The organism is Caloramator fervidus (assembly GCF_900108045.1).
Classification (GTDB): Bacteria; Bacillota; Clostridia; order Clostridiales; family Caloramatoraceae; genus Caloramator; species Caloramator fervidus.
Genome location: NZ_FNUK01000006.1, coordinates 1 through 17,381, shown reverse-complemented (window position 1 = coordinate 17,381; position 17,381 = coordinate 1). Strand labels below are relative to the sequence as shown.

At 33.3% G+C, this 17,381-nt stretch carries 19 protein-coding genes; 17 read left to right on the top strand and 2 right to left on the bottom strand.

What is annotated here, in order from left to right:
* Positions 1-7 precede the first annotated feature (7 nt).
* A complete protein-coding gene (locus C4R78_RS03145; RefSeq protein WP_103895649.1) occupies positions 8-652 on the bottom strand; it encodes a BON domain-containing protein in 645 nt (214 codons plus the stop codon).
* Positions 653-784: 132 nt separating this feature from the next.
* Between C4R78_RS03145 and cdaA the strand changes: the two genes are divergently transcribed.
* The 14 genes from cdaA (at position 785) to C4R78_RS03075 (ending at position 15,289) form a co-directional block, all read left to right on the top strand.
* Entirely contained in the window at positions 785-1,627 is an 843-nt protein-coding gene (gene cdaA / locus C4R78_RS03140) for a diadenylate cyclase CdaA (protein WP_103895648.1), read from the top strand.
* Positions 1,600-2,805 carry a CdaR family protein gene (locus C4R78_RS03135; protein ID WP_103895647.1) on the top strand — a complete coding sequence of 402 codons (1,206 nt, stop codon included), beginning with the start codon at positions 1,600-1,602 and terminating at the stop codon, positions 2,803-2,805. Before cdaA ends, C4R78_RS03135 begins: the two co-directional genes overlap by 28 nt.
* 12 nt (positions 2,806-2,817) lie before the next feature.
* Positions 2,818-4,422 carry an NAD(P)/FAD-dependent oxidoreductase gene (locus C4R78_RS03130; RefSeq protein WP_103895646.1) on the top strand — a complete coding sequence of 535 codons (1,605 nt, stop codon included), beginning with the start codon at positions 2,818-2,820 and terminating at the stop codon, positions 4,420-4,422.
* A 96-nt stretch (positions 4,423-4,518) separates the two neighbouring features.
* The gene (gene buk / locus C4R78_RS03125) at positions 4,519-5,601 is read left to right on the top strand and encodes a butyrate kinase (protein ID WP_103895645.1); all 1,083 of its coding nucleotides are present in this window, start codon (positions 4,519-4,521) and stop codon (positions 5,599-5,601) included.
* Positions 5,598-6,506, top strand: a complete 909-nt coding sequence (gene ptb / locus C4R78_RS03120) for a phosphate butyryltransferase (protein ID WP_103895644.1) — start codon at positions 5,598-5,600, stop codon at positions 6,504-6,506. Before buk (C4R78_RS03125) ends, ptb begins: the two co-directional genes overlap by 4 nt.
* A 12-nt stretch (positions 6,507-6,518) precedes the next feature.
* On the top strand, positions 6,519-7,586 hold the full coding sequence (gene buk, locus C4R78_RS03115) for a butyrate kinase (RefSeq protein WP_103895643.1): 1,068 nt from the start codon (positions 6,519-6,521) through the stop codon (positions 7,584-7,586).
* Between the two features lie 8 nt (positions 7,587-7,594).
* Entirely contained in the window at positions 7,595-8,269 is a 675-nt protein-coding gene (locus C4R78_RS03110; RefSeq protein WP_103895642.1) for a nucleotide-binding protein, read from the top strand.
* A gap of 23 nt (positions 8,270-8,292) precedes the next feature.
* The gene (locus C4R78_RS03105; RefSeq protein WP_103895641.1) at positions 8,293-8,502 is read left to right on the top strand and encodes a 4Fe-4S binding protein; all 210 of its coding nucleotides are present in this window, start codon (positions 8,293-8,295) and stop codon (positions 8,500-8,502) included.
* Positions 8,503-8,521: 19 nt separating this feature from the next.
* The gene (locus tag C4R78_RS03100; protein ID WP_103895640.1) at positions 8,522-9,595 is read left to right on the top strand and encodes a 3-methyl-2-oxobutanoate dehydrogenase subunit VorB; all 1,074 of its coding nucleotides are present in this window, start codon (positions 8,522-8,524) and stop codon (positions 9,593-9,595) included.
* Positions 9,595-10,347 (top strand): thiamine pyrophosphate-dependent enzyme, encoded by a 753-nt coding sequence (locus C4R78_RS03095; RefSeq protein WP_103895639.1) that lies wholly within the window; start codon positions 9,595-9,597, stop codon positions 10,345-10,347. The genes C4R78_RS03100 and C4R78_RS03095 overlap by 1 nt, the downstream gene beginning before the upstream one ends.
* Positions 10,347-10,877, top strand: coding sequence for a 2-oxoacid:acceptor oxidoreductase family protein (locus tag C4R78_RS03090; RefSeq protein WP_103895638.1), 531 nt, complete (start codon positions 10,347-10,349; stop codon positions 10,875-10,877). The genes C4R78_RS03095 and C4R78_RS03090 overlap by 1 nt, the downstream gene beginning before the upstream one ends.
* 243 nt (positions 10,878-11,120) lie before the next feature.
* Positions 11,121-12,467, top strand: coding sequence for a phosphoglucosamine mutase (gene glmM / locus C4R78_RS03085; protein WP_103895637.1), 1,347 nt, complete (start codon positions 11,121-11,123; stop codon positions 12,465-12,467).
* Positions 12,468-12,777: 310 nt separating this feature from the next.
* Positions 12,778-14,607, top strand: coding sequence for a glutamine--fructose-6-phosphate transaminase (isomerizing) (gene glmS, locus C4R78_RS03080; RefSeq protein WP_103895636.1), 1,830 nt, complete (start codon positions 12,778-12,780; stop codon positions 14,605-14,607).
* Positions 14,608-15,082: 475 nt separating this feature from the next.
* Positions 15,083-15,289 (top strand): hypothetical protein, encoded by a 207-nt coding sequence (locus C4R78_RS03075; RefSeq protein WP_103895635.1) that lies wholly within the window; start codon positions 15,083-15,085, stop codon positions 15,287-15,289.
* 70 nt (positions 15,290-15,359) lie between these two features.
* Here the strand turns inward: C4R78_RS03075 and C4R78_RS03070 are convergent, their stop codons facing one another.
* Complete coding sequence (locus C4R78_RS03070) at positions 15,360-15,764, bottom strand: four helix bundle protein (RefSeq protein WP_103895634.1); 405 nt, start codon at positions 15,762-15,764, stop codon at positions 15,360-15,362.
* Between the two features lie 792 nt (positions 15,765-16,556).
* Here C4R78_RS03070 and C4R78_RS03065 point away from each other — a divergent pair.
* The 3 genes from C4R78_RS03065 to C4R78_RS09545 form a co-directional block, all read left to right on the top strand.
* Entirely contained in the window at positions 16,557-16,880 is a 324-nt protein-coding gene (locus C4R78_RS03065) for a hypothetical protein (protein ID WP_103895633.1), read from the top strand.
* 43 nt (positions 16,881-16,923) lie between these two features.
* Positions 16,924-17,055, top strand: a complete 132-nt coding sequence (locus C4R78_RS09455) for a type I restriction-modification system subunit M N-terminal domain-containing protein (RefSeq protein WP_423236630.1) — start codon at positions 16,924-16,926, stop codon at positions 17,053-17,055.
* Positions 17,056-17,183: 128 nt separating this feature from the next.
* On the top strand, positions 17,184-17,381 hold a 198-nt coding region (locus C4R78_RS09545), incomplete at its 3' end, for a transposase family protein (RefSeq protein ID WP_146057657.1).

The following is a 17,381-nucleotide window of genomic DNA, read 5'->3' as shown; positions in this document are numbered from 1 at the left end:
CTCCAGGTTAATTTCTAATTTTTAAAAAGTTTTTTACATTTCTTACCCCTTCTATGCCTTCTGCAATCTCTTGTGCAATTTCCACGTCTTTTAAACTATTTACAAATCCATTTAATGTTACGCTTCCATTTTCTACATTAACTCTTATGTCGTTTTTGTCTAAATTATTATTAACAAGCTCGGTTTGTATTCTATTGTTTATAGTTACATCATCTGTTTTATACAAAGAGTCTATTTCAATATGAGATACTACATCTTTTATCCCAAAGGCTTCAGATGCTAATTTCATTGCCATTCTTTTTTCCTTTAATGTATCTACTTTGCCTTTTAATATTGCGACACCTCTTTGAACTTCAACGCCTAAAGAAGAAAGTTTAGGATGATTTTTAAGCTTGTTTATAACGTTTTGTTCTGCTTCCTTATCTTCTAAAGTTCCATCTGTTGATATGGTTAAACAGTTTTCAATTGATTTGACTTCATCAATTTTTGATACTAGATTTTCTATTGCAAGTTTTTCAGATAGTGTATCCACTATTCCATATAAAGTAACATGTCCGTTTGAATATCTTACGTTTACATCTAAGGAAAGTTCTTTAACTTCTCTTTCAAGAAGCTCTTTAATTTTGTTTTCTATTCTTTCATTTTCTAACATATTACCACTCCCCTATTGTTTATTCCTTAAATAATTTTTCCAATATATTTAAATTTAATTCATCAAGTTATGTTAATAAAAAATTTTTTGTTATATAATTGTACTTGAAACTTTGATAAGGAGTTGGATAAAATGAGTAGCTTAGGTGATTTATTAGGACTTATAAAAAACATATCTTTTAGGAATGTTATTGATATATTGATTGTTGCATATCTACTTTATAAGTTTTATATTTTTATAAAACAAACAAGAGCAGAACAGCTTTTAAAAGGACTTATTCTTGTCGTAGTTGTGATGAAGTTTAGTGAATGGTTTGGGCTTGTGACTTTACATTGGATTATAAAAAATACTCTTACAGTTGGAGTTATAGCCCTTCTTATAATTTTTCAGCCTGAGCTTAGAAAGGCCCTTGAACATATAGGAAGAAGCAGATTCTTAACAAAGAAGCTTTTTGAATCTGATGAAGAAATAAAAAGGGTTGTAGATGAGATAGCGATAGCTGTAGGGAATATGTCTCAAACAAAAACAGGAGCATTAATAGTTATAGAGCAGGAAACAGGGCTTAATGATTTTATAGAAAGTGGAACAAAAATAGATGGGTTAGTATCATCAGAACTTTTAGAAAATATTTTTTTTGAAAACTCTCCACTGCATGATGGTGCTGTCATAATTAGAAAGGATAGAATCCTAGCGGCAGGATGTGTATTGCCTCTAACGGAACAGGAGGTAAATAAGGAACTTGGAACAAGACATAGAGCTGCTATAGGAATTACAGAATCTTCAGATGCTATATCTGTTGTTGTTTCTGAGGAAACAGGGACTATTTCCCTTGCTATTAATGGTAAATTAACAAGGGGATATAGTGTAGAGAGGCTTAAAAATATATTAACAAAAATTTTAATAAAAAATATGTTTGTTGATTCAAATATGTTTAAGAAGGTGAAGTTATGGCTAGAAAAAACAAACAGCAAATAATAACTATGCTGATATGTATACTTATATCCTTTATTTTATGGCTTTATGTTATGGGAGAACAAAATCCTGTTCAAACAAAAGTTATTGAGGATGTTCCTGTTTATTTTACAAACCTTGAAAATCTTGAACAAAATAATTTAACCATCCTTCCTAATCAGACATTTACTGTAAATTTAACTATAACAGGAAGAGCAATGGATGTTTATAAAGTAAAACCTGAGGATTTTAGAGTGGAAGCTGATCTTGGAGGATACATTAAAAAGGGTATAAATAATATTATGGTGGAAGTTAAATCAGCTCCAAAAGGAATTTCCGTAGTTTATGATAAGGGCATGCCTTATGTTAAGGTAAAAGTAGATAGTTTATTAGAGAGAACTATCCCTGTAAGTTTAAATATTTTAGGCAAACCTAAGGAAGGATATGGATATATTAATCCTTTAGTAAAACCTATGGAAGTGTTAATAAGGGGTGCTGAAACTTATGTTTCAAAGGCTTCTAGTGCATTGATAAATGTAGACTTATCAAAAAGAGAGGGTGATCTTTTATCCTCTCTACCTGTAAAAATAATAGACAGTTATGGAGATACTATACAATATGTTAGTGTTGAGCCCAAGTATGTTGATGTTTTTATTCCTATAAAGCCTTCCAAGAAGGTAAATATAGTTGTTAAAACTAAAGGGAATTTACTTGATTCTAAAATTTTAAATTCGCTTTCTGCAAAACCTAGTGAGATTACTATATTAGGAGATAAAAATATTTTAAATTCTATTAATTTTATTGAAACGGAGCCTATAGATTTATCCAAAGTAAATGAGTCTATAAGCAAAACTGTAAAATTAATCATTCCAAAGGATGTATATATAGAAGAAAATTTTAAAAACATAACTGTTGAAATTAAAGTAGAAAATAAAGTAGAGAAAAATTTTGTTGTGGATGTTGGAATTTTAAATATCAACAATAATTTTGATTACAGTATATATCCTGATAAAATAAATGTTACTGTTGAAGGACCTGAAAGCATTGTAAACTCTTTAAGTAGCGAAGATATAAGGGCTTATGTGGATGTTGAAAATAAAAATGAGGGTGAGCATTATCTTCCTATAAAAATAGAAGTTTTAAAAGATGTAAATATCAAAAAAATGCAGAATCAGGTTTTAGTAAAAATAAATAAAAAGTGATGGAGGTATACTATGCCAGTTAGAATAAACAATATAAGGCTATCAATAGAAGATGATCCTAAATCTTTAATTTATATTGCAGCAAAGACGGCAAAAATAAAGGTGGAGGATATTAGAAATTTTAAAATAATAAAAGAGTCGGTTGATGCAAGAAGAAAAGGCAAAATAGATTTTGTTTATCAAGTTATATTTGAATGTCCTAATGAAATGTTAGTGGTAGAGAAAGTTGGAAGTAAGGATGTTCTTTATGAAGAAAAACAAGAAGCTTTAAAAATAGAGTATGGAAAGGAAAAATTAAGTCATAGACCGGTTGTTATTGGATTAGGTCCAGCAGGCTTGTTTGCTGGCCTTTTACTTGCTCAACATGGTTATAAACCAATAATATTTGAAAGGGGAAAATGTGTTGATGAAAGGGATAAAGATATTGATATATTTTGGAAGGAAGGCATATTAAATACAGAATCTAACATACAGTTTGGAGAAGGTGGAGCGGGAACATATTCTGATGGTAAACTAACAACAAGGATAAAGGATAAAAGGTGTGATTTTGTTTTAGAAGAATTTGTAAAGGCAGGAGCTCCACAAGAAATAACGTACGTTGCAAAGCCCCACATTGGAACCGATATTTTAAAAACAGTAGTTAAGAATATAAGAAATAAAATTATATCCTTAGGAGGAGAAATTCACTTTAATTCAAAGGTTACAGATTTTAAAATAGTTGATGGCAAAATAAACTCTGTTGTAGTTAATGGTAATATTGAAGTTCCCTGTGATGTTGTTATTTTAGCTATTGGGCACAGTGCAAGGGATACATATGAGGTTTTATTTAAAAAAGGTCTTATGATATCTCAAAAACCATTTGCAATAGGGGTTAGAATTGAGCATCTTCAAAGTATGATAGATGAAAATCAATATGGAAAGTTTGCAGGTCATCCCAGATTAAAAGCGGCAGATTATAGGTTAACATATACAACAAAGGAAGGAAGGCCGGTATATTCTTTTTGTATGTGTCCAGGAGGCATTGTAGTTGCAGCTTCCTCTGAAGAAAATATGGTTGTTACTAATGGAATGAGTGAATATGCAAGGGATAAAGAAAATGCAAACAGTGCCATAGTTGTTGGGGTAAACCCTAGTGACTTTGGCTCAAGCCATCCTCTTGCAGGGGTTGAGTTTCAAAGGCATTATGAAAGATTGGCCTTTGAAGTTGGAAAAGGAGGTTATTTAGCTCCAGTTCAGTTAGTTGGAGATTTTTTAAAGGATAGTTTGTCTAAAAAGATAGGAAAAGTAAAACCAAGTTATCCAAGGGGATATAACTTTGCTTTATTAAAAAATTGCCTTCCTAAATTTGTCGTAGATTCTCTAAAAGAAGCTTTATTAGAATTTGACAAAAAAATTAAGGGATTTGCAGGTTATGATGCAATTTTAACAGGAATTGAAACAAGAACTTCATCTCCTATAAGGATGGAGAGAAACGAATATTTAGAAAGTGTAAATATATCAGGGCTTTATCCAACAGGAGAAGGAGCAGGATATGCAGGGGGGATTATATCTGCTGCAGTGGATGGTATAAAAGTTGCAGAAAGAATCATGCAAAAATATAGGCCCATTGAAGAATAAATTTTAAAATTTTAAATAATTTTAAAATAATAGTTGCAAAATTGACGATAAATAAATTAAAATATAGTTGGAGGTTCATTAAGAGGTGGGGGTATCATGAGGGAATACATATTAGTTATTAATCCAGGTTCAACTTCAACTAAAGTGGCTGTTTTTAAAGGAAATGAAAATATAAGACAAAAGAATATATCTCATTCTGCTGAGGAATTGTCAAAATTTGAAAGAATATCAGATCAGTATGAATATAGAAAAAATGCTATTTTAAATTGGCTAAAAGAAGAAGGATTTGATTTGTCTAATTTTTTAGCTATAGTTGGCCGTGGAGGCCTTTTAAGACCAATGCCAAGTGGAACTTATTTAGTTACTGAAAAGATGATTGAGGATTTAAAAATAGGTTATCAAGGAGAACATGCTTCAAATCTTGGGGGGATTATTGCCAAATCAATTGCCGATTCACAAGGAATAAATGCTTATATAGTAGACCCTGTTGCAGTGGATGAATTTGAAGATATAGCAAGGATATCAGGTCTTCCAGAAATTCCAAGGAGGTCCCTTGTGCATGCTTTAAATATTAAAGCAGTATCAAGGAAAATAGCAAAAAAGATGAACAAAAACTTAGATGAAGTGAACTTTATAGTAGCCCATCTTGGTGGTGGAATTTCAGTTGCTCCGTTAAAAAAGGGTAAAATAGTGGACGTCAATAACGCAAATGAGGGGGGACCTTTTTCTCCAGAAAGGTGTGGAGGACTTCCAGTAGGAGATCTTGTTAAAATGGCTTTTTCAGGGAAATATACATATAAAGAATTAAAGAAAAAGATGGTAGGTCAAGGTGGACTTGTAGGATACTTAGGAACAAATGATGCAAGAGAGGTTGTAAAAAGAATAAATGAAGGCGATCAATATGCAAAGCTTATATTTGAGGCTATGGCTTATCAAATAGCAAAGGAAATAGGAGCTTGTGCTGCTGTTTTGTGTGGAAAGGTTGATAAGATAATTTTAACAGGTGGACTAGCTTATTCAGATTTATTAAATAGTTTAATTATAGATAGGGTAAAATTTATATCAGATGTTGAAATAGTTCCAGGGGAAGATGAAATGCTTGCCCTTGCAGAAGGGGCATTAAGAGTTATAAATGGAGAAGAAAAGGTAAAAATTTACGAAGAAGAGGTGGGAATATGATTAAGACATTTGATGAAATTTTAGAAATGGTAAAAAATTATCCAACTAAAAAAATAGCAGTTGCTGTTGCTCAAGATGAGCCTGTTTTAGAGGCTGTATATGAAGCTAAAAAAATGGGAATAGCAGATGCTATTTTAGTAGGAGATAAAGAAAAAATATTAGAGTGCGAAAAGATTTTAAATATTCCAGAAGATACTTTTGAAATAATAGATGAAAAGGATAATGCAAAGGCTTCTTTAAAGGCAGTAGAACTTGTTTCAACTAAGCAAGCTCATATGGTAATGAAAGGATTAGTTGATACAGCAACATTCTTAAGGGCAGTTTTGGATAAAGAAAAAGGGCTTAGAACAGGTAAAGTTTTATCTCATGTTGCAGTTTTTGAAGTTCCAGCTTTAAACAGAATGCTTCTTTTAACAGATGCTGCTATGAATATAGCTCCAGATCTTATGACTAAAAAGCAGATAATTGAAAATGCGGTTGTTGTTGCAAAGGCAATAGGTATGGAAATGCCAAAGGTTGCTGTTGTTGCGGCAGTTGAAGTTGTAAATCCAGATATGCAACCAACTATTGATGCAGCTGTTTTATCTAAGATGAATGACAGAGGACAAATAAAGGGATGCATAGTTGATGGTCCTTTAGCTATAGATAATGCCTTATCAGAAGAGGCTGCAAAACACAAAGGAATTAAAAGCCCGGTTGCAGGTCATGCAGATATAATATTAGTTCCAAATATTGAAACAGGAAATGCAATGTATAAAACCCTTACATACACATCAAATGCTAAAAATGGTGGAATAATCTTAGGAGCAGCTGCACCAGTTATATTAACATCAAGGGCAGACAGCAATGAAAGTAAATTGTATTCAATAGCTCTTGCAAGTTTAGTTGCTGAACTTACAAAGTAGGGAGGAAGAACTATGTTTAGAATGCTTATAATTAATCCAGGTTCAACTTCTACCAAAATTGCTGTATTTGATGATTTAAATCCTGTATTTGTTGAAACATTAAGACACTCTTCTGAAGAGCTAGCGCCATATAATACTATATTTGAACAATATGAATTTAGAAAAGGTGTTATTTTAAATGCATTAAAAGAAAAAAATATTCCTCTTGAATCATTAAATGCTGTAGTTGGAAGAGGAGGACTTTTAAAGCCAATTGAAGGTGGAACTTATATTGTTAATGAAAGAATGTTAGAAGATTTAAAAATTGGTGTTCAAGGACAGCATGCATCAAATTTAGGCGGAGTCATAGCTTATGAAATTGCTAAAAGCCTTAATATACCAGCGTATATAGTTGACCCTGTTGTTGTTGATGAAATGGATGAAATAGCAAGAATATCAGGTATGCCAGAAATTCAAAGAAAGAGTATATTCCATGCTTTAAATCAAAAGGCTGTTGCTAAAAGATATGCAAAAGAAAAAGGTAAAAAATATGAAGAGTTAAATTTAATAGTAGCTCATCTTGGTGGAGGAATTTCAGTTGGAGCCCACAGAAAAGGAAGAGTTGTTGATGTAAATAATGCTTTGGATGGAGAGGGACCATTTTCACCAGAAAGAACAGGAAGCTTACCTGTAGGGGACCTTGTTAAGATGTGTTTTTCAGGAAAATATACTTTAGAAGAGATGAAGAAGAAGATAACAGGAAAAGGCGGGCTTATGGCTTATTTTGGAACAAACGACGCAAGGGATGTTAAAAAGATGATGGATGAAGGAAATAAAGAAGCTGAGCTTGTATACAAAGCTATGGCTTATCAGGTTGCAAAGGAAATAGGAATGTGTGCAACTGTTTTAAAGGGAGAGGTTGATGCAATTATATTAACAGGTGGACTTGCATATGGAAAAGAATTTGTTGAATGGATAAAGGAAAGAGTAAGCTTTATTGCCCCTGTTGTGGTTTACCCAGGAGAGGATGAAATGCTAGCCCTTGCAGAAGGCGGACTTAGGGTATTAAGGGGAGAAGAACCTGCAAAAGAATATAAGTAGGTGATTAAATGTCAAGGATTAGAGTTTTTACTGGACATTTTGGAAGCGGTAAGACAGAAATTGCTATAAACTATGCTTTAAAGCTTAATGAAGAAGGGAAAAAGGTTGCAATTGCAGACCTTGATATAGTTAACCCTTACTTTTGCACAAGGGATAAGACGGAATTTTTAGAAAGTAGGGGTATAAAGGTTATTTCAACTCCAAAAGAGCTTTCAAATGCAGAGCTTGGAACAGTTCCTTTAAATACTTTGATGGTATTTAATGACAAAAGTTATGATGTTGTTTTAGACGTTGGAGGAGATGATCAAGGGGCTGTTGCATTAGGACAATTTAATAAATATTTTAAAGAAGAAGATTATGACATGTATTTTGTAATAAATACAACAAGGCCTTTTACTATGGATGCTGATGGTATAATCCAGTATATAAATGATATCCAAAAAGCGTCAAGGCTCAAGGTTAAGTATCTTGTAAATAATACTAACTTATCCTATGAGACTACTGTTGATATGATTTTAGAGGGACAAAAAATTGTGGAAGAGGTTTCAAATAGGTTAAACATACCTATAGCCTTTACAGCAGTTAGAGAGGATTTAGTAGATGAATTAAAAACAAAGTTTGATGGAAATGTATTTCCTATAAAAATATTTATGCTTCCACCATGGAGGCAAAGCATGGAATAAAAAAATTTAAAGGAGGCCTTTATATGGGTAGAGTAACATTTAGAGAAGATAGGTGCAAAGGATGTGGCTTATGTATTGAAGTATGCCCTGTAAAAATTATTGAGTTTTCAGAAAAATTAAACACAAAAGGATACCACCCTGCCACTGTAAAAGATGAAAATATGTCAAAGTGTGTAGCATGTGCATCATGTGCAAGGATTTGTCCTGATGTTGTTATTACTGTTGAAAAATAAATTAAGGAGGTAACCTAAGATGGCAAAAAAGGTACTAATGAAGGGTAACGAAGCCATAGGTGAAGCTGCTATACATGCTGGATGCCAATGCTTTTTTGGTTATCCTATAACTCCTCAAACAGAAATTGCAGCTTATATGGCAAGAAGAATGCCACAAGTTGGTAGAGTATTTTTACAAGCAGAAAGCGAAGTTGCTGCTATAAACATGGTTTATGGTGCTGCAGGAGCAGGGGTTAGGGTAATGACTTCTTCTTCAAGCCCAGGAATAAGCTTAAAGTCAGAAGGTATTTCCTACATAGCGGGAGCAGAGCTTCCATGTGTTATTGTAAACATAGTAAGAGGTGGTCCAGGACTTGGAGGAATTCAGCCAGCTCAATCTGACTATTTCCAAGCAACAAAGGGTGGCGGACATGGAGATTACAGAATGGTTGTTTATGCGCCATCATCAGTTCAAGAGCTTGTTGACCTAGTTCAAGAAGCTTTTGATGTTGCAGACCAATATAGAAACCCTGTTATGATAATGGGAGATGGAATGTTAGGTCAGATGATGGAACCTGTTGAATTTAAAGAAAGACAGACTACAAGAAACCTTCCAGAAAAGACATGGGCTGCAAATGGATTAAGGGGAAGAAAGATTCATAATGTTATAAACTCACTTTACTTAAAACCTGAAGAATTAGAAGCCCATAACAAAAAATTACAACAAAAGTATGCTGAAATTGAAAAGAATGAAGTAAAATATGAGCTTTACAACTTAGAAAATGAAGTTGACATTGTAATAGTTTCCTATGGAACATTAGCAAGAATATGCAAAAACGCAATAAAGATGCTTGAAAAGGAAGGTATAAAGGTAGGGCTTATAAGACCTATAACTCTTTGGCCATATCCAAAGAAGGCATTTGATGAAGTTATGGATAAAGTTAAATTAGGATTTATTTCAATTGAAATGAATGAAGGACAAATGGTTGAAGATGTTAAGCTTTCAGTAAATGGAAGAAAGCCTGTGTTCTTCTATGGAAGAAGTGGTGGCATGGTTCCAACCCCAGCTGAAATTGTAAATAAGATAAAGGAAATCGTAGGAGGTGCTAAGTAATGGCTATAGTATTTGAAAGACCAAAGGCACTTTTAGATGTGCCAACCCATTACTGCCCTGGTTGTACCCATGGAATTATCCATAGACTTGTGGCAGAAGTTATAGACGAACTTGGAATATTAGATAAGACAATAGGTGTTGCGCCTGTTGGATGTTCAGTTCTTGCTTATGATTATTTTGCGTGTGATATGTATGAAGCAGCTCACGGAAGAGCACCAGCTGTTGCAACAGGTATTAAAAGAGCAGTTCCCGATAGCATAGTATTTACTTATCAAGGTGATGGTGACCTTGCAGCTATAGGAACAGCAGAAATTGTTCATGCAGCAGCAAGAGGAGAAAAAATAACAACTATATTCGTAAACAACGCAATCTATGGTATGACCGGGGGACAGATGGCACCTACTACGCTTCCGGGTCAAGTTACAGAAACATCACCTTATGGAAGAGATGTTAATACAGCAGGTTATCCAATAAGAGTATCAGAAATGATTGCAACTTTAGATGGTGCTGTATATGTTGAAAGAGTTTCAGTTGACAGCGTTCCAAACATAATAAAGGCAAAGAAGGCTATAAAGAAGGCATTTGAACTTCAAATGCAAGGAAAAGGATTTACTATGGTAGAAGTTTTATCAATATGTCCAACAAACTGGGGATTGTCACCAAACGAAGCAATTAAATGGTTAAGAGAAAATATGATACCATATTATCCTCTAGGAGTTAAGAAGGATATAACAGCTGGGGAGGTGAAATAATGCCACATCAAGAAATAATATTTGCAGGGTTCGGAGGACAAGGGATTTTATCAATGGGAAAATTTTTAGCCTATGCAGGACTTGAAGAGGAATTAAATGTTTCTTGGTTCCCAAGCTATGGACCAGAAATGCGTGGAGGAACATCAAACTGTTCAGTTATAATTAGTGACAGCCCAATAGGAGCACCAATAGTTACTGATGCAACAGCGGTTGTTGTTATGAATAGACCTTCTTTAGATAAATTTGAATCCCATGTTGTTAAAGGTGGACTTTTAATAATAGATAGCGACCTTGTAAATAGAGAACCTGAAAGAACAGATATAGAAATTATTAAAATACCTGCTCAAAGAATAGCAGAAGAAATAGGGTCAAAGAAAATAGCTAATATGGTTCTTTTAGGGGCATTAGTTGAAAAAACTAAGATAGTTTCAATGGAATCTTTACTTAAAGCTTTAAAGGAACATGGAAAAGAACAGTTCTATGAATTAAATAAAAAGGCTCTTGAAAGAGGAGCAGAGTATGCAAGATAAAGAGGGGAATTCCCCTCTTTTTTATATTGATTTAATTTTTTTTAATGATAAAATAATAATGAAAAATACAATCTGGTGTAATTATAATGCCAAAGCTTAAAAAATTTAAAAGGATATATGAACCAAATATAAGATTGTTTGGATCTTTAGATTTTAAATACCTATGATTTTGTATGTTCTAAAGAAAAAATTAGTTGTATATGTTGTAAAGGAGATTAATTAAGCATAGAAAGGGAGAAGAATATGGGAAGAATGTTTGGAACTGATGGAGTAAGAGGAATTGCAAATACTGAACTTACTGCAGAGCTTGCTTATAAACTAGGTAGGGCCGGAGCCTATGTTTTAACTGAAGGGGCTCATAAACCAACAATTATTGTTGGAAGGGATACAAGAATTTCAGGAGATATGTTAGAATCTGCCCTTGTTGCAGGAATTATGTCTGTTGGGGCTAAGGCTATTTGTGTAGGGACAGTTCCAACGCCTGCTGTTGCTTATCTTACAAGGCTTTACAATGCTGATGCAGGAGTTGTAATATCTGCATCCCATAATCCAGTTGAATATAATGGTATAAAGTTTTTTAACAGAGATGGCTATAAGCTTCCTGATGAAGTGGAAGATAAAATTGAAGAAGTAATAAAGGGAGGACTTGAAGATGTCCCATCTCCAATAGGGGAAGAACTTGGAGTTAGGGAATTTAAAAATGATGCGATTTTTGATTATATTAACTTTTTAAAATCAACGGTTGATATTGATTTTAAAGGGCTTAAAATTGCTCTTGACTGTGCAGAAGGTGCATCTTATTTTGTTGCTCCACAAGTTTTTAAAGCTCTTGGTGCAGAAGTTTTTGTTATTCATAATAATCCAGATGGAAAAAATATTAATAAAAACTGTGGTTCAACTCACATGGAGGATATTAGAAAGTTTACAGTTGAAAAGGGCTGTGACATTGGACTTGCCTTTGATGGAGATGCTGACAGGTGTCTTGCAGTTGATGAAAATGGAGAAGTAGTAAATGGAGATTTTATTATGGCAATTTGTGCTAAATACTTAAAGGAAAAAGGAAAATTAGATAAAGATACTTTAGTTGTAACTGTTATGAGTAATTTAGGTTTAGACATAGCTTGCCAAAAAGAAGGAATAAAAACAGTAAAGACTAAGGTTGGAGATAGATATGTTTTAGAAGAGATGTTAAAAAATGGGTATAAACTTGGAGGAGAGCAATCAGGACACATAATATTCCTTGATTATAATACTACTGGTGATGGGCTTATAACGGCTTTACAGCTTGTTTCAATATTAAAAAAGAGCGGCAAAAAAATGTCAGAGCTAAAATCAATTATGAAAGAACTTCCACAAGTTCTTGTAAATGCAAAGGTTTCAAACGATAAAAAGAATGCTTACTTAAATGATGAAGTTATAGTAAAAGAGATACAGAAAGTAGAAAAACATCTTGAAGGTAAAGGTAGGGTTCTAATAAGACCATCAGGAACAGAACCTTTAGTTAGAGTTATGCTTGAGGGAGAAGATTTAGAAAAGATTACCGATATGGCTAGAAAGCTTGCTAATTTAATAGAAGAAAGGTGTAAATAATTAATATTTTATTAATTTTTTAGCAAATATATTTTAAAGATAATATGAATATTATATAATGAATTAAGTCAAAACTGCCTTTTTAGGCAGTTTTGATTTATTAAAGGAAGGAGGGATAAAATTAAATTAGTAGTTTAAAATAAAGCGCCGGGACTTATCAGCTATATGCTGATAAGTTGACGAGGACAGGGTTTATCGAGTTATCGGCGGATGCCCTGCGGCTGACCACCGTTAGCTACCCTACAAAACCGGAAAGCGATTTTCGGGACAAAGAGGGAGCAGGTCAAAAAATGATTGAAAGGAGATAAGTATGTGCGGAATAGTTGGATATATAGGACCAAAAAAGGCAGTTCCAATTTTGATAGAAGGTTTATCAAAGCTTGAATATAGAGGATATGATTCTGCAGGTGTTGCAATTATAAACCAAGGTAAAATACAAGTTGAAAAATGCAAAGGAAGATTAGCAGCCCTTGAGGAGAGATTAAAAAATAATCCAATTGAAGGTTCAGTTGGAATTGGACATACAAGATGGGCAACTCATGGAGAACCTTCAGATGTAAATTCACACCCTCATTCAAATAAAGATTTTACAATAAGTGTTGTTCACAATGGTATAATTGAAAATTATTTAAAACTTAAGGAATGGTTAATGTCTTTAGGATATGAATTTAAAACAGAAACAGATACAGAGGTTGTTCCTCATCTTATAGATTATTTTTATGAAGGAGATATATTAAAAGCTACAATGCAGGCGGTATCAAAAATAGAAGGTTCCTATGCGTTAGGAATAATTTGCAGTAAAGAACCAGATAAGCTTATAGCAGTAAGAAAAGATAGTCCTTTAATTGTAGGAAAGGGACAAGGCGAAAACTTTATAGCATCAGATATACCTGCAGTTTTACCTTATACAAGAGATGTGTATCTTCTTGATAATAGAGAGATAGCAGTATTGACAAAGGATAATGTTGAATTTTATACTTTAGAAGGATTAAAGATTAATAAGGAAATATTCCATGTTACATGGGATGCTGCTTCAGCAGAAAAAGGTGGATATGAACATTTTATGATAAAGGAAATTCATGAACAGCCAAAGGCCATAAAGGATACTATGACATCAAGGATAATGATGGATGTTGATGAAGTTAAACTTGATGATATAAAGCTTACGAAAGAAGATCTTGAAAGTATAAGCAAAATCTATATTGTAGCTTGTGGAACAGCATATCATGCTGGAATAGTTGGAAAATATGTAATAGAAAGACTTGCAAAGATACCAGTTGAAGTTGATGTGGCTTCAGAATTTAGATATAGAAATCCTTTAATAAATAAAAATACGCTAATGATAGTAGTAAGCCAATCAGGAGAAACAGCAGATACACTAGCAGCTTTAAGGCTTGCTAAGGAACATGGTGCAAGGGTTATAGCTATTACGAATGTTGTTGGAAGTTCTGTTGCAAGAGAAGCAGATGATGTTTTATATACATGGGCAGGTCCAGAAATTGCAGTTGCTTCAACAAAGGCTTACGTAACTCAACTTATAGCTATGTATATAATTGCTTTATATCTTGGAAGATTAAATGGAAACTTGAGTATAGAAGAATTTAGGCTTATAAGGGATGAAATGTTAAAATTGCCAGAAAAGGCAGAATACCTCTTAAATCAAAAGGAAACAATACAAAAGTTTGCAGCAACCCATTATGTTCATAAGGATATGTTCTATATAGGAAGAGGTCTTGACTTTGCAGTAGCTTTAGAAGGTGCATTAAAAATAAAGGAAATTTCATATATACATGCAGAAGCTTATGCGGCAGGAGAGTTAAAGCATGGTCCTATAGCCCTTATAGACAAAGGAGTTCCTGTAATTGCCCTTGCAACTCAAGAAGAATTGTTTGAAAAGATGTTAAGCAATATAAAGGAAGTTGTTGCAAGAGGTGCCCATGTAATATCCTTTGCCTTTGAAGGAAACGATGATATATCAAAGGTTTCCGATGCAGTTGTATATCTCCCAAAAACGTTATCAATTTTAGCTCCAGTTTTAAGCGTAATTCCTCTTCAGCTTCTTGCATATTATACTGCAGTTGAAAGAGGATGCGATGTTGATAAACCAAGAAACCTTGCAAAGTCTGTAACAGTTGAATAAAAAGATCAGGGATAAGTAGTGAAAGTGTATATTTCAAATAAACCTTTTCCGCATGCGAAAAAAGTGGTTCCATTTAGGTAGGGAAAAGGGAAAAGGTTTAATGGATAAGCAGCATTGGACAAGAAGTGGGATAAGTGGTGAAGCCTTGATAGATGAGGGTTTTACGCCACTTATCCCTTTTTCCTTTTAACCTTGACACTGTCCATTTGGAAAGACTTTTTTCGCACAAAATAGGGCAGTGTTTGGGAAAATTTAGTATAAAAACAACTCAATAACGGAAAAACTTTATTACCTCCCAGGAAATGCCAGGCAGAGTTTTTGCGGGTTTGAGGGAGGGAAATTTGCTTATTTCTGAAATCCTTGAACCTGTAAAAAACATCTTCTTTTAACAGATATAAAAATTTGATATTATTATTGCAGGAAAGATAAGGAGGGATAGAAACTGGAGCGAAGAATATTTTTCAGGAATGGCTGTATGATGGATTGCTATGATGCTGACAAGAAGGTATTAGAACAAAAGGTTACTGAAATGATCAACAGAAGCAAAGATTATATCATGCAACTCGAAGAAGGAGATGTTGGCAAGATTACTGATATTAACGAACGAATTTTTATCAGGTTCTATGTAACGGAAAAAAATATAATAATAGATGAAGTACAGGAACAGGTTTATATGGTGTAAGAGATAGAGGCATGAGGGGTTTTAGGAATAAAGTTACAAAAAAAAGAGGAATAGGCAAAGTAGCTGTATGTTACCTATTCCACAATTCCCTTTCATCTGCTTGTTCCTGCAGTTTTTTTATATAGCCGATTAACATTCTAATTATTTTAATTGTTTTTTGTTCGAGCTTATTATAGTCTTCTTGTGAGATATATTTGTTATCAAGGGCTGTAATAAGCCAGTGCCTTGTTTCTGATGCGCTTCCTAATGCATTGTTTAAAAAATTGATTTGTTTTTTCTTATAAAGCTGGCCGTTGCCCTCCGCAATGTTGACGCCAATGGAGGTGGCGGCCCTTATTATTTGCGATTTTGTTGCATAAGTTTCGAATGCAGGAAAATTAGCTGAAATCTGATAAATATCTTGAGCTAATTCTCTTGCTTTTTGCCATACAATCAGCGTCTTAAAATCCTTTATGCTTATGTCAATTTGCTCCATACCTATCACTCTCCCTTCTTAGGAATGTTATTATTTGCTCTTATAATAACTAAAAAGGGATTTTAAAATCAAATTTTACTAAAGGTTTATTAGAAAAAAGGATTAAGGATTTAAAAGTGTTGGTGCATAGAACTATAAAATGAAAAGCCTCTATTCTGTAGACTTTCAGAATAGAGGCTTTCTTTTTTTTCGTTTTTGAACTTCATTTTTAAAAATGAACGGAACGATTTTGAATATGAAACTTAAAGATTTTCGTTTTTAAAATCGAAATTGTATTTAAATTACAAGGGATTGGCTAATTTTGCTTCAAATATCGTAAGATGAGTTGTAAGCAGAGGTTTTTAAAAACGAGTTTAAATTGCAGCAGCTTTATCAATTCCTATTAATATGCATTGATCCGTATTAATGGCTATTGATTTCTATTAATGCATATTGATCCGCATTAATAGCAATTAATAGAAATTAATTACTGTTGGCCCACTAAAAATGCACTTTAGAAGATAAAGTATTAACCGAAAATGAAGCTTTATGTTTTTAAAAACGCCACACACTCACCGGTTATTAAGAAAACATTATAAAGAAAATCGTGACAAGCGAAAGAAAAACGCAATAATTCATAGATAAAAGCTTATAAATGCCTTTTATTTGCCAAAGTCAGTCTTAAAAGGTAATTTTCAATGCTGCAGTATAAGCTTAGTTTTACTCATGAAGTTTAAAGAAAAATCTAAAAAAAAACTTGATGAATTTTATTACGCATTGTGCTATGATTAAAGAGAGGGAGGGATTTGTTTCGTGAGAAAGCCTCATCAGATTTGGGCTTTAGTGAGTCCAGCGATGCATAGGAAACTAAAGGAGTATGCAGTTGAAAACAAAATAGCTTCCACGCGGGCGAAGATGATTATGTATATCCTTTACAATTTTCATCCAGCCAACCTTTTGGAGGATTACACTTTCCAGTCGAAGTCGGGGAAAATGGTTAATATAAAAGTTTCCGATGCAGAGCTTGAGTATATCAAAAGCCTTGCTCAACGCTACAATGTAACTATTAGCCGATTGTTACGAAATATGGTTTATACTTATTTCCGTGTCATGGATAAGGAAGAACAAAGAGCCTAATTTTACTAAAAGCGAAATAATATTTAGGGGAGTGAAAAAGGAAATGGGTCAGAACAACGATGGAGTGTTAAACTTTTCTTCAACCCTTTGGGCAGCAGCCGATAGGTTGCGAAATAATATGGAACCATCAGAGTATAAACATATCGTTCTTGGGCTTATATTTTTGGTTCTATAATAAATGTTGGGGTGGTAAATAAACCTCAACATTTTTTCTTTAAATACAAAAAAGCACTTTATTCAGATGCCAGCTTTGCTAAAATATAATTAACCCACAAAATATTTTGAAAGGAGGCATCTGATAAAGTGCTTAGGAATAATTTTATCAATAATTTGCTTAATTTAAAAGATGTTTTCGTAAAAAATATTGTAAATGGTGATGATTTCGTTGAATTTCATGTTGAAACTAAAAAAAAATCTCATGTTTGCCCTTCTTGTGGCTCTACTACTTCTAAAGTCCATGACTACAGAACCCAAAAAATTAAAGACGTTCCTATTCAGAAC

Bases quoted from the DNA above. Each gene is read 5' to 3' on its own strand.
- C4R78_RS03145 (WP_103895649.1), bottom strand. From the start codon at position 652: ATGTTAGAAAATGAAAGAATAGAAAACAAAATTAAAGAGCTTCTTGAA.
- ptb (WP_103895644.1), top strand. From the start codon at position 5,598: ATGATTAAGACATTTGATGAAATTTTAGAAATGGTAAAAAATTATCCA.
- glmS (WP_103895636.1), top strand. From the start codon at position 12,778: ATGTGCGGAATAGTTGGATATATAGGACCAAAAAAGGCAGTTCCAATT.
- cdaA (WP_103895648.1), top strand. From the start codon at position 785: ATGAGTAGCTTAGGTGATTTATTAGGACTTATAAAAAACATATCTTTT.
- buk (WP_103895643.1), top strand. From the start codon at position 6,519: ATGTTTAGAATGCTTATAATTAATCCAGGTTCAACTTCTACCAAAATT.
- C4R78_RS03095 (WP_103895639.1), top strand. From the start codon at position 9,595: ATGGCTATAGTATTTGAAAGACCAAAGGCACTTTTAGATGTGCCAACC.
- glmM (WP_103895637.1), top strand. From the start codon at position 11,121: ATGGGAAGAATGTTTGGAACTGATGGAGTAAGAGGAATTGCAAATACT.
- buk (WP_103895645.1), top strand. From the start codon at position 4,519: ATGAGGGAATACATATTAGTTATTAATCCAGGTTCAACTTCAACTAAA.
- C4R78_RS03070 (WP_103895634.1), bottom strand. From the start codon at position 15,764: ATGGAGCAAATTGACATAAGCATAAAGGATTTTAAGACGCTGATTGTA.
- C4R78_RS03135 (WP_103895647.1), top strand. From the start codon at position 1,600: ATGGCTAGAAAAAACAAACAGCAAATAATAACTATGCTGATATGTATA.
- C4R78_RS03100 (WP_103895640.1), top strand. From the start codon at position 8,522: ATGGCAAAAAAGGTACTAATGAAGGGTAACGAAGCCATAGGTGAAGCT.
- C4R78_RS03105 (WP_103895641.1), top strand. From the start codon at position 8,293: ATGGGTAGAGTAACATTTAGAGAAGATAGGTGCAAAGGATGTGGCTTA.
- C4R78_RS03090 (WP_103895638.1), top strand. From the start codon at position 10,347: ATGCCACATCAAGAAATAATATTTGCAGGGTTCGGAGGACAAGGGATT.
- C4R78_RS03130 (WP_103895646.1), top strand. From the start codon at position 2,818: ATGCCAGTTAGAATAAACAATATAAGGCTATCAATAGAAGATGATCCT.
- C4R78_RS09455 (WP_423236630.1), top strand. From the start codon at position 16,924: ATGGGTCAGAACAACGATGGAGTGTTAAACTTTTCTTCAACCCTTTGG.
- C4R78_RS03110 (WP_103895642.1), top strand. From the start codon at position 7,595: ATGTCAAGGATTAGAGTTTTTACTGGACATTTTGGAAGCGGTAAGACA.
- C4R78_RS03075 (WP_103895635.1), top strand. From the start codon at position 15,083: ATGATGGATTGCTATGATGCTGACAAGAAGGTATTAGAACAAAAGGTT.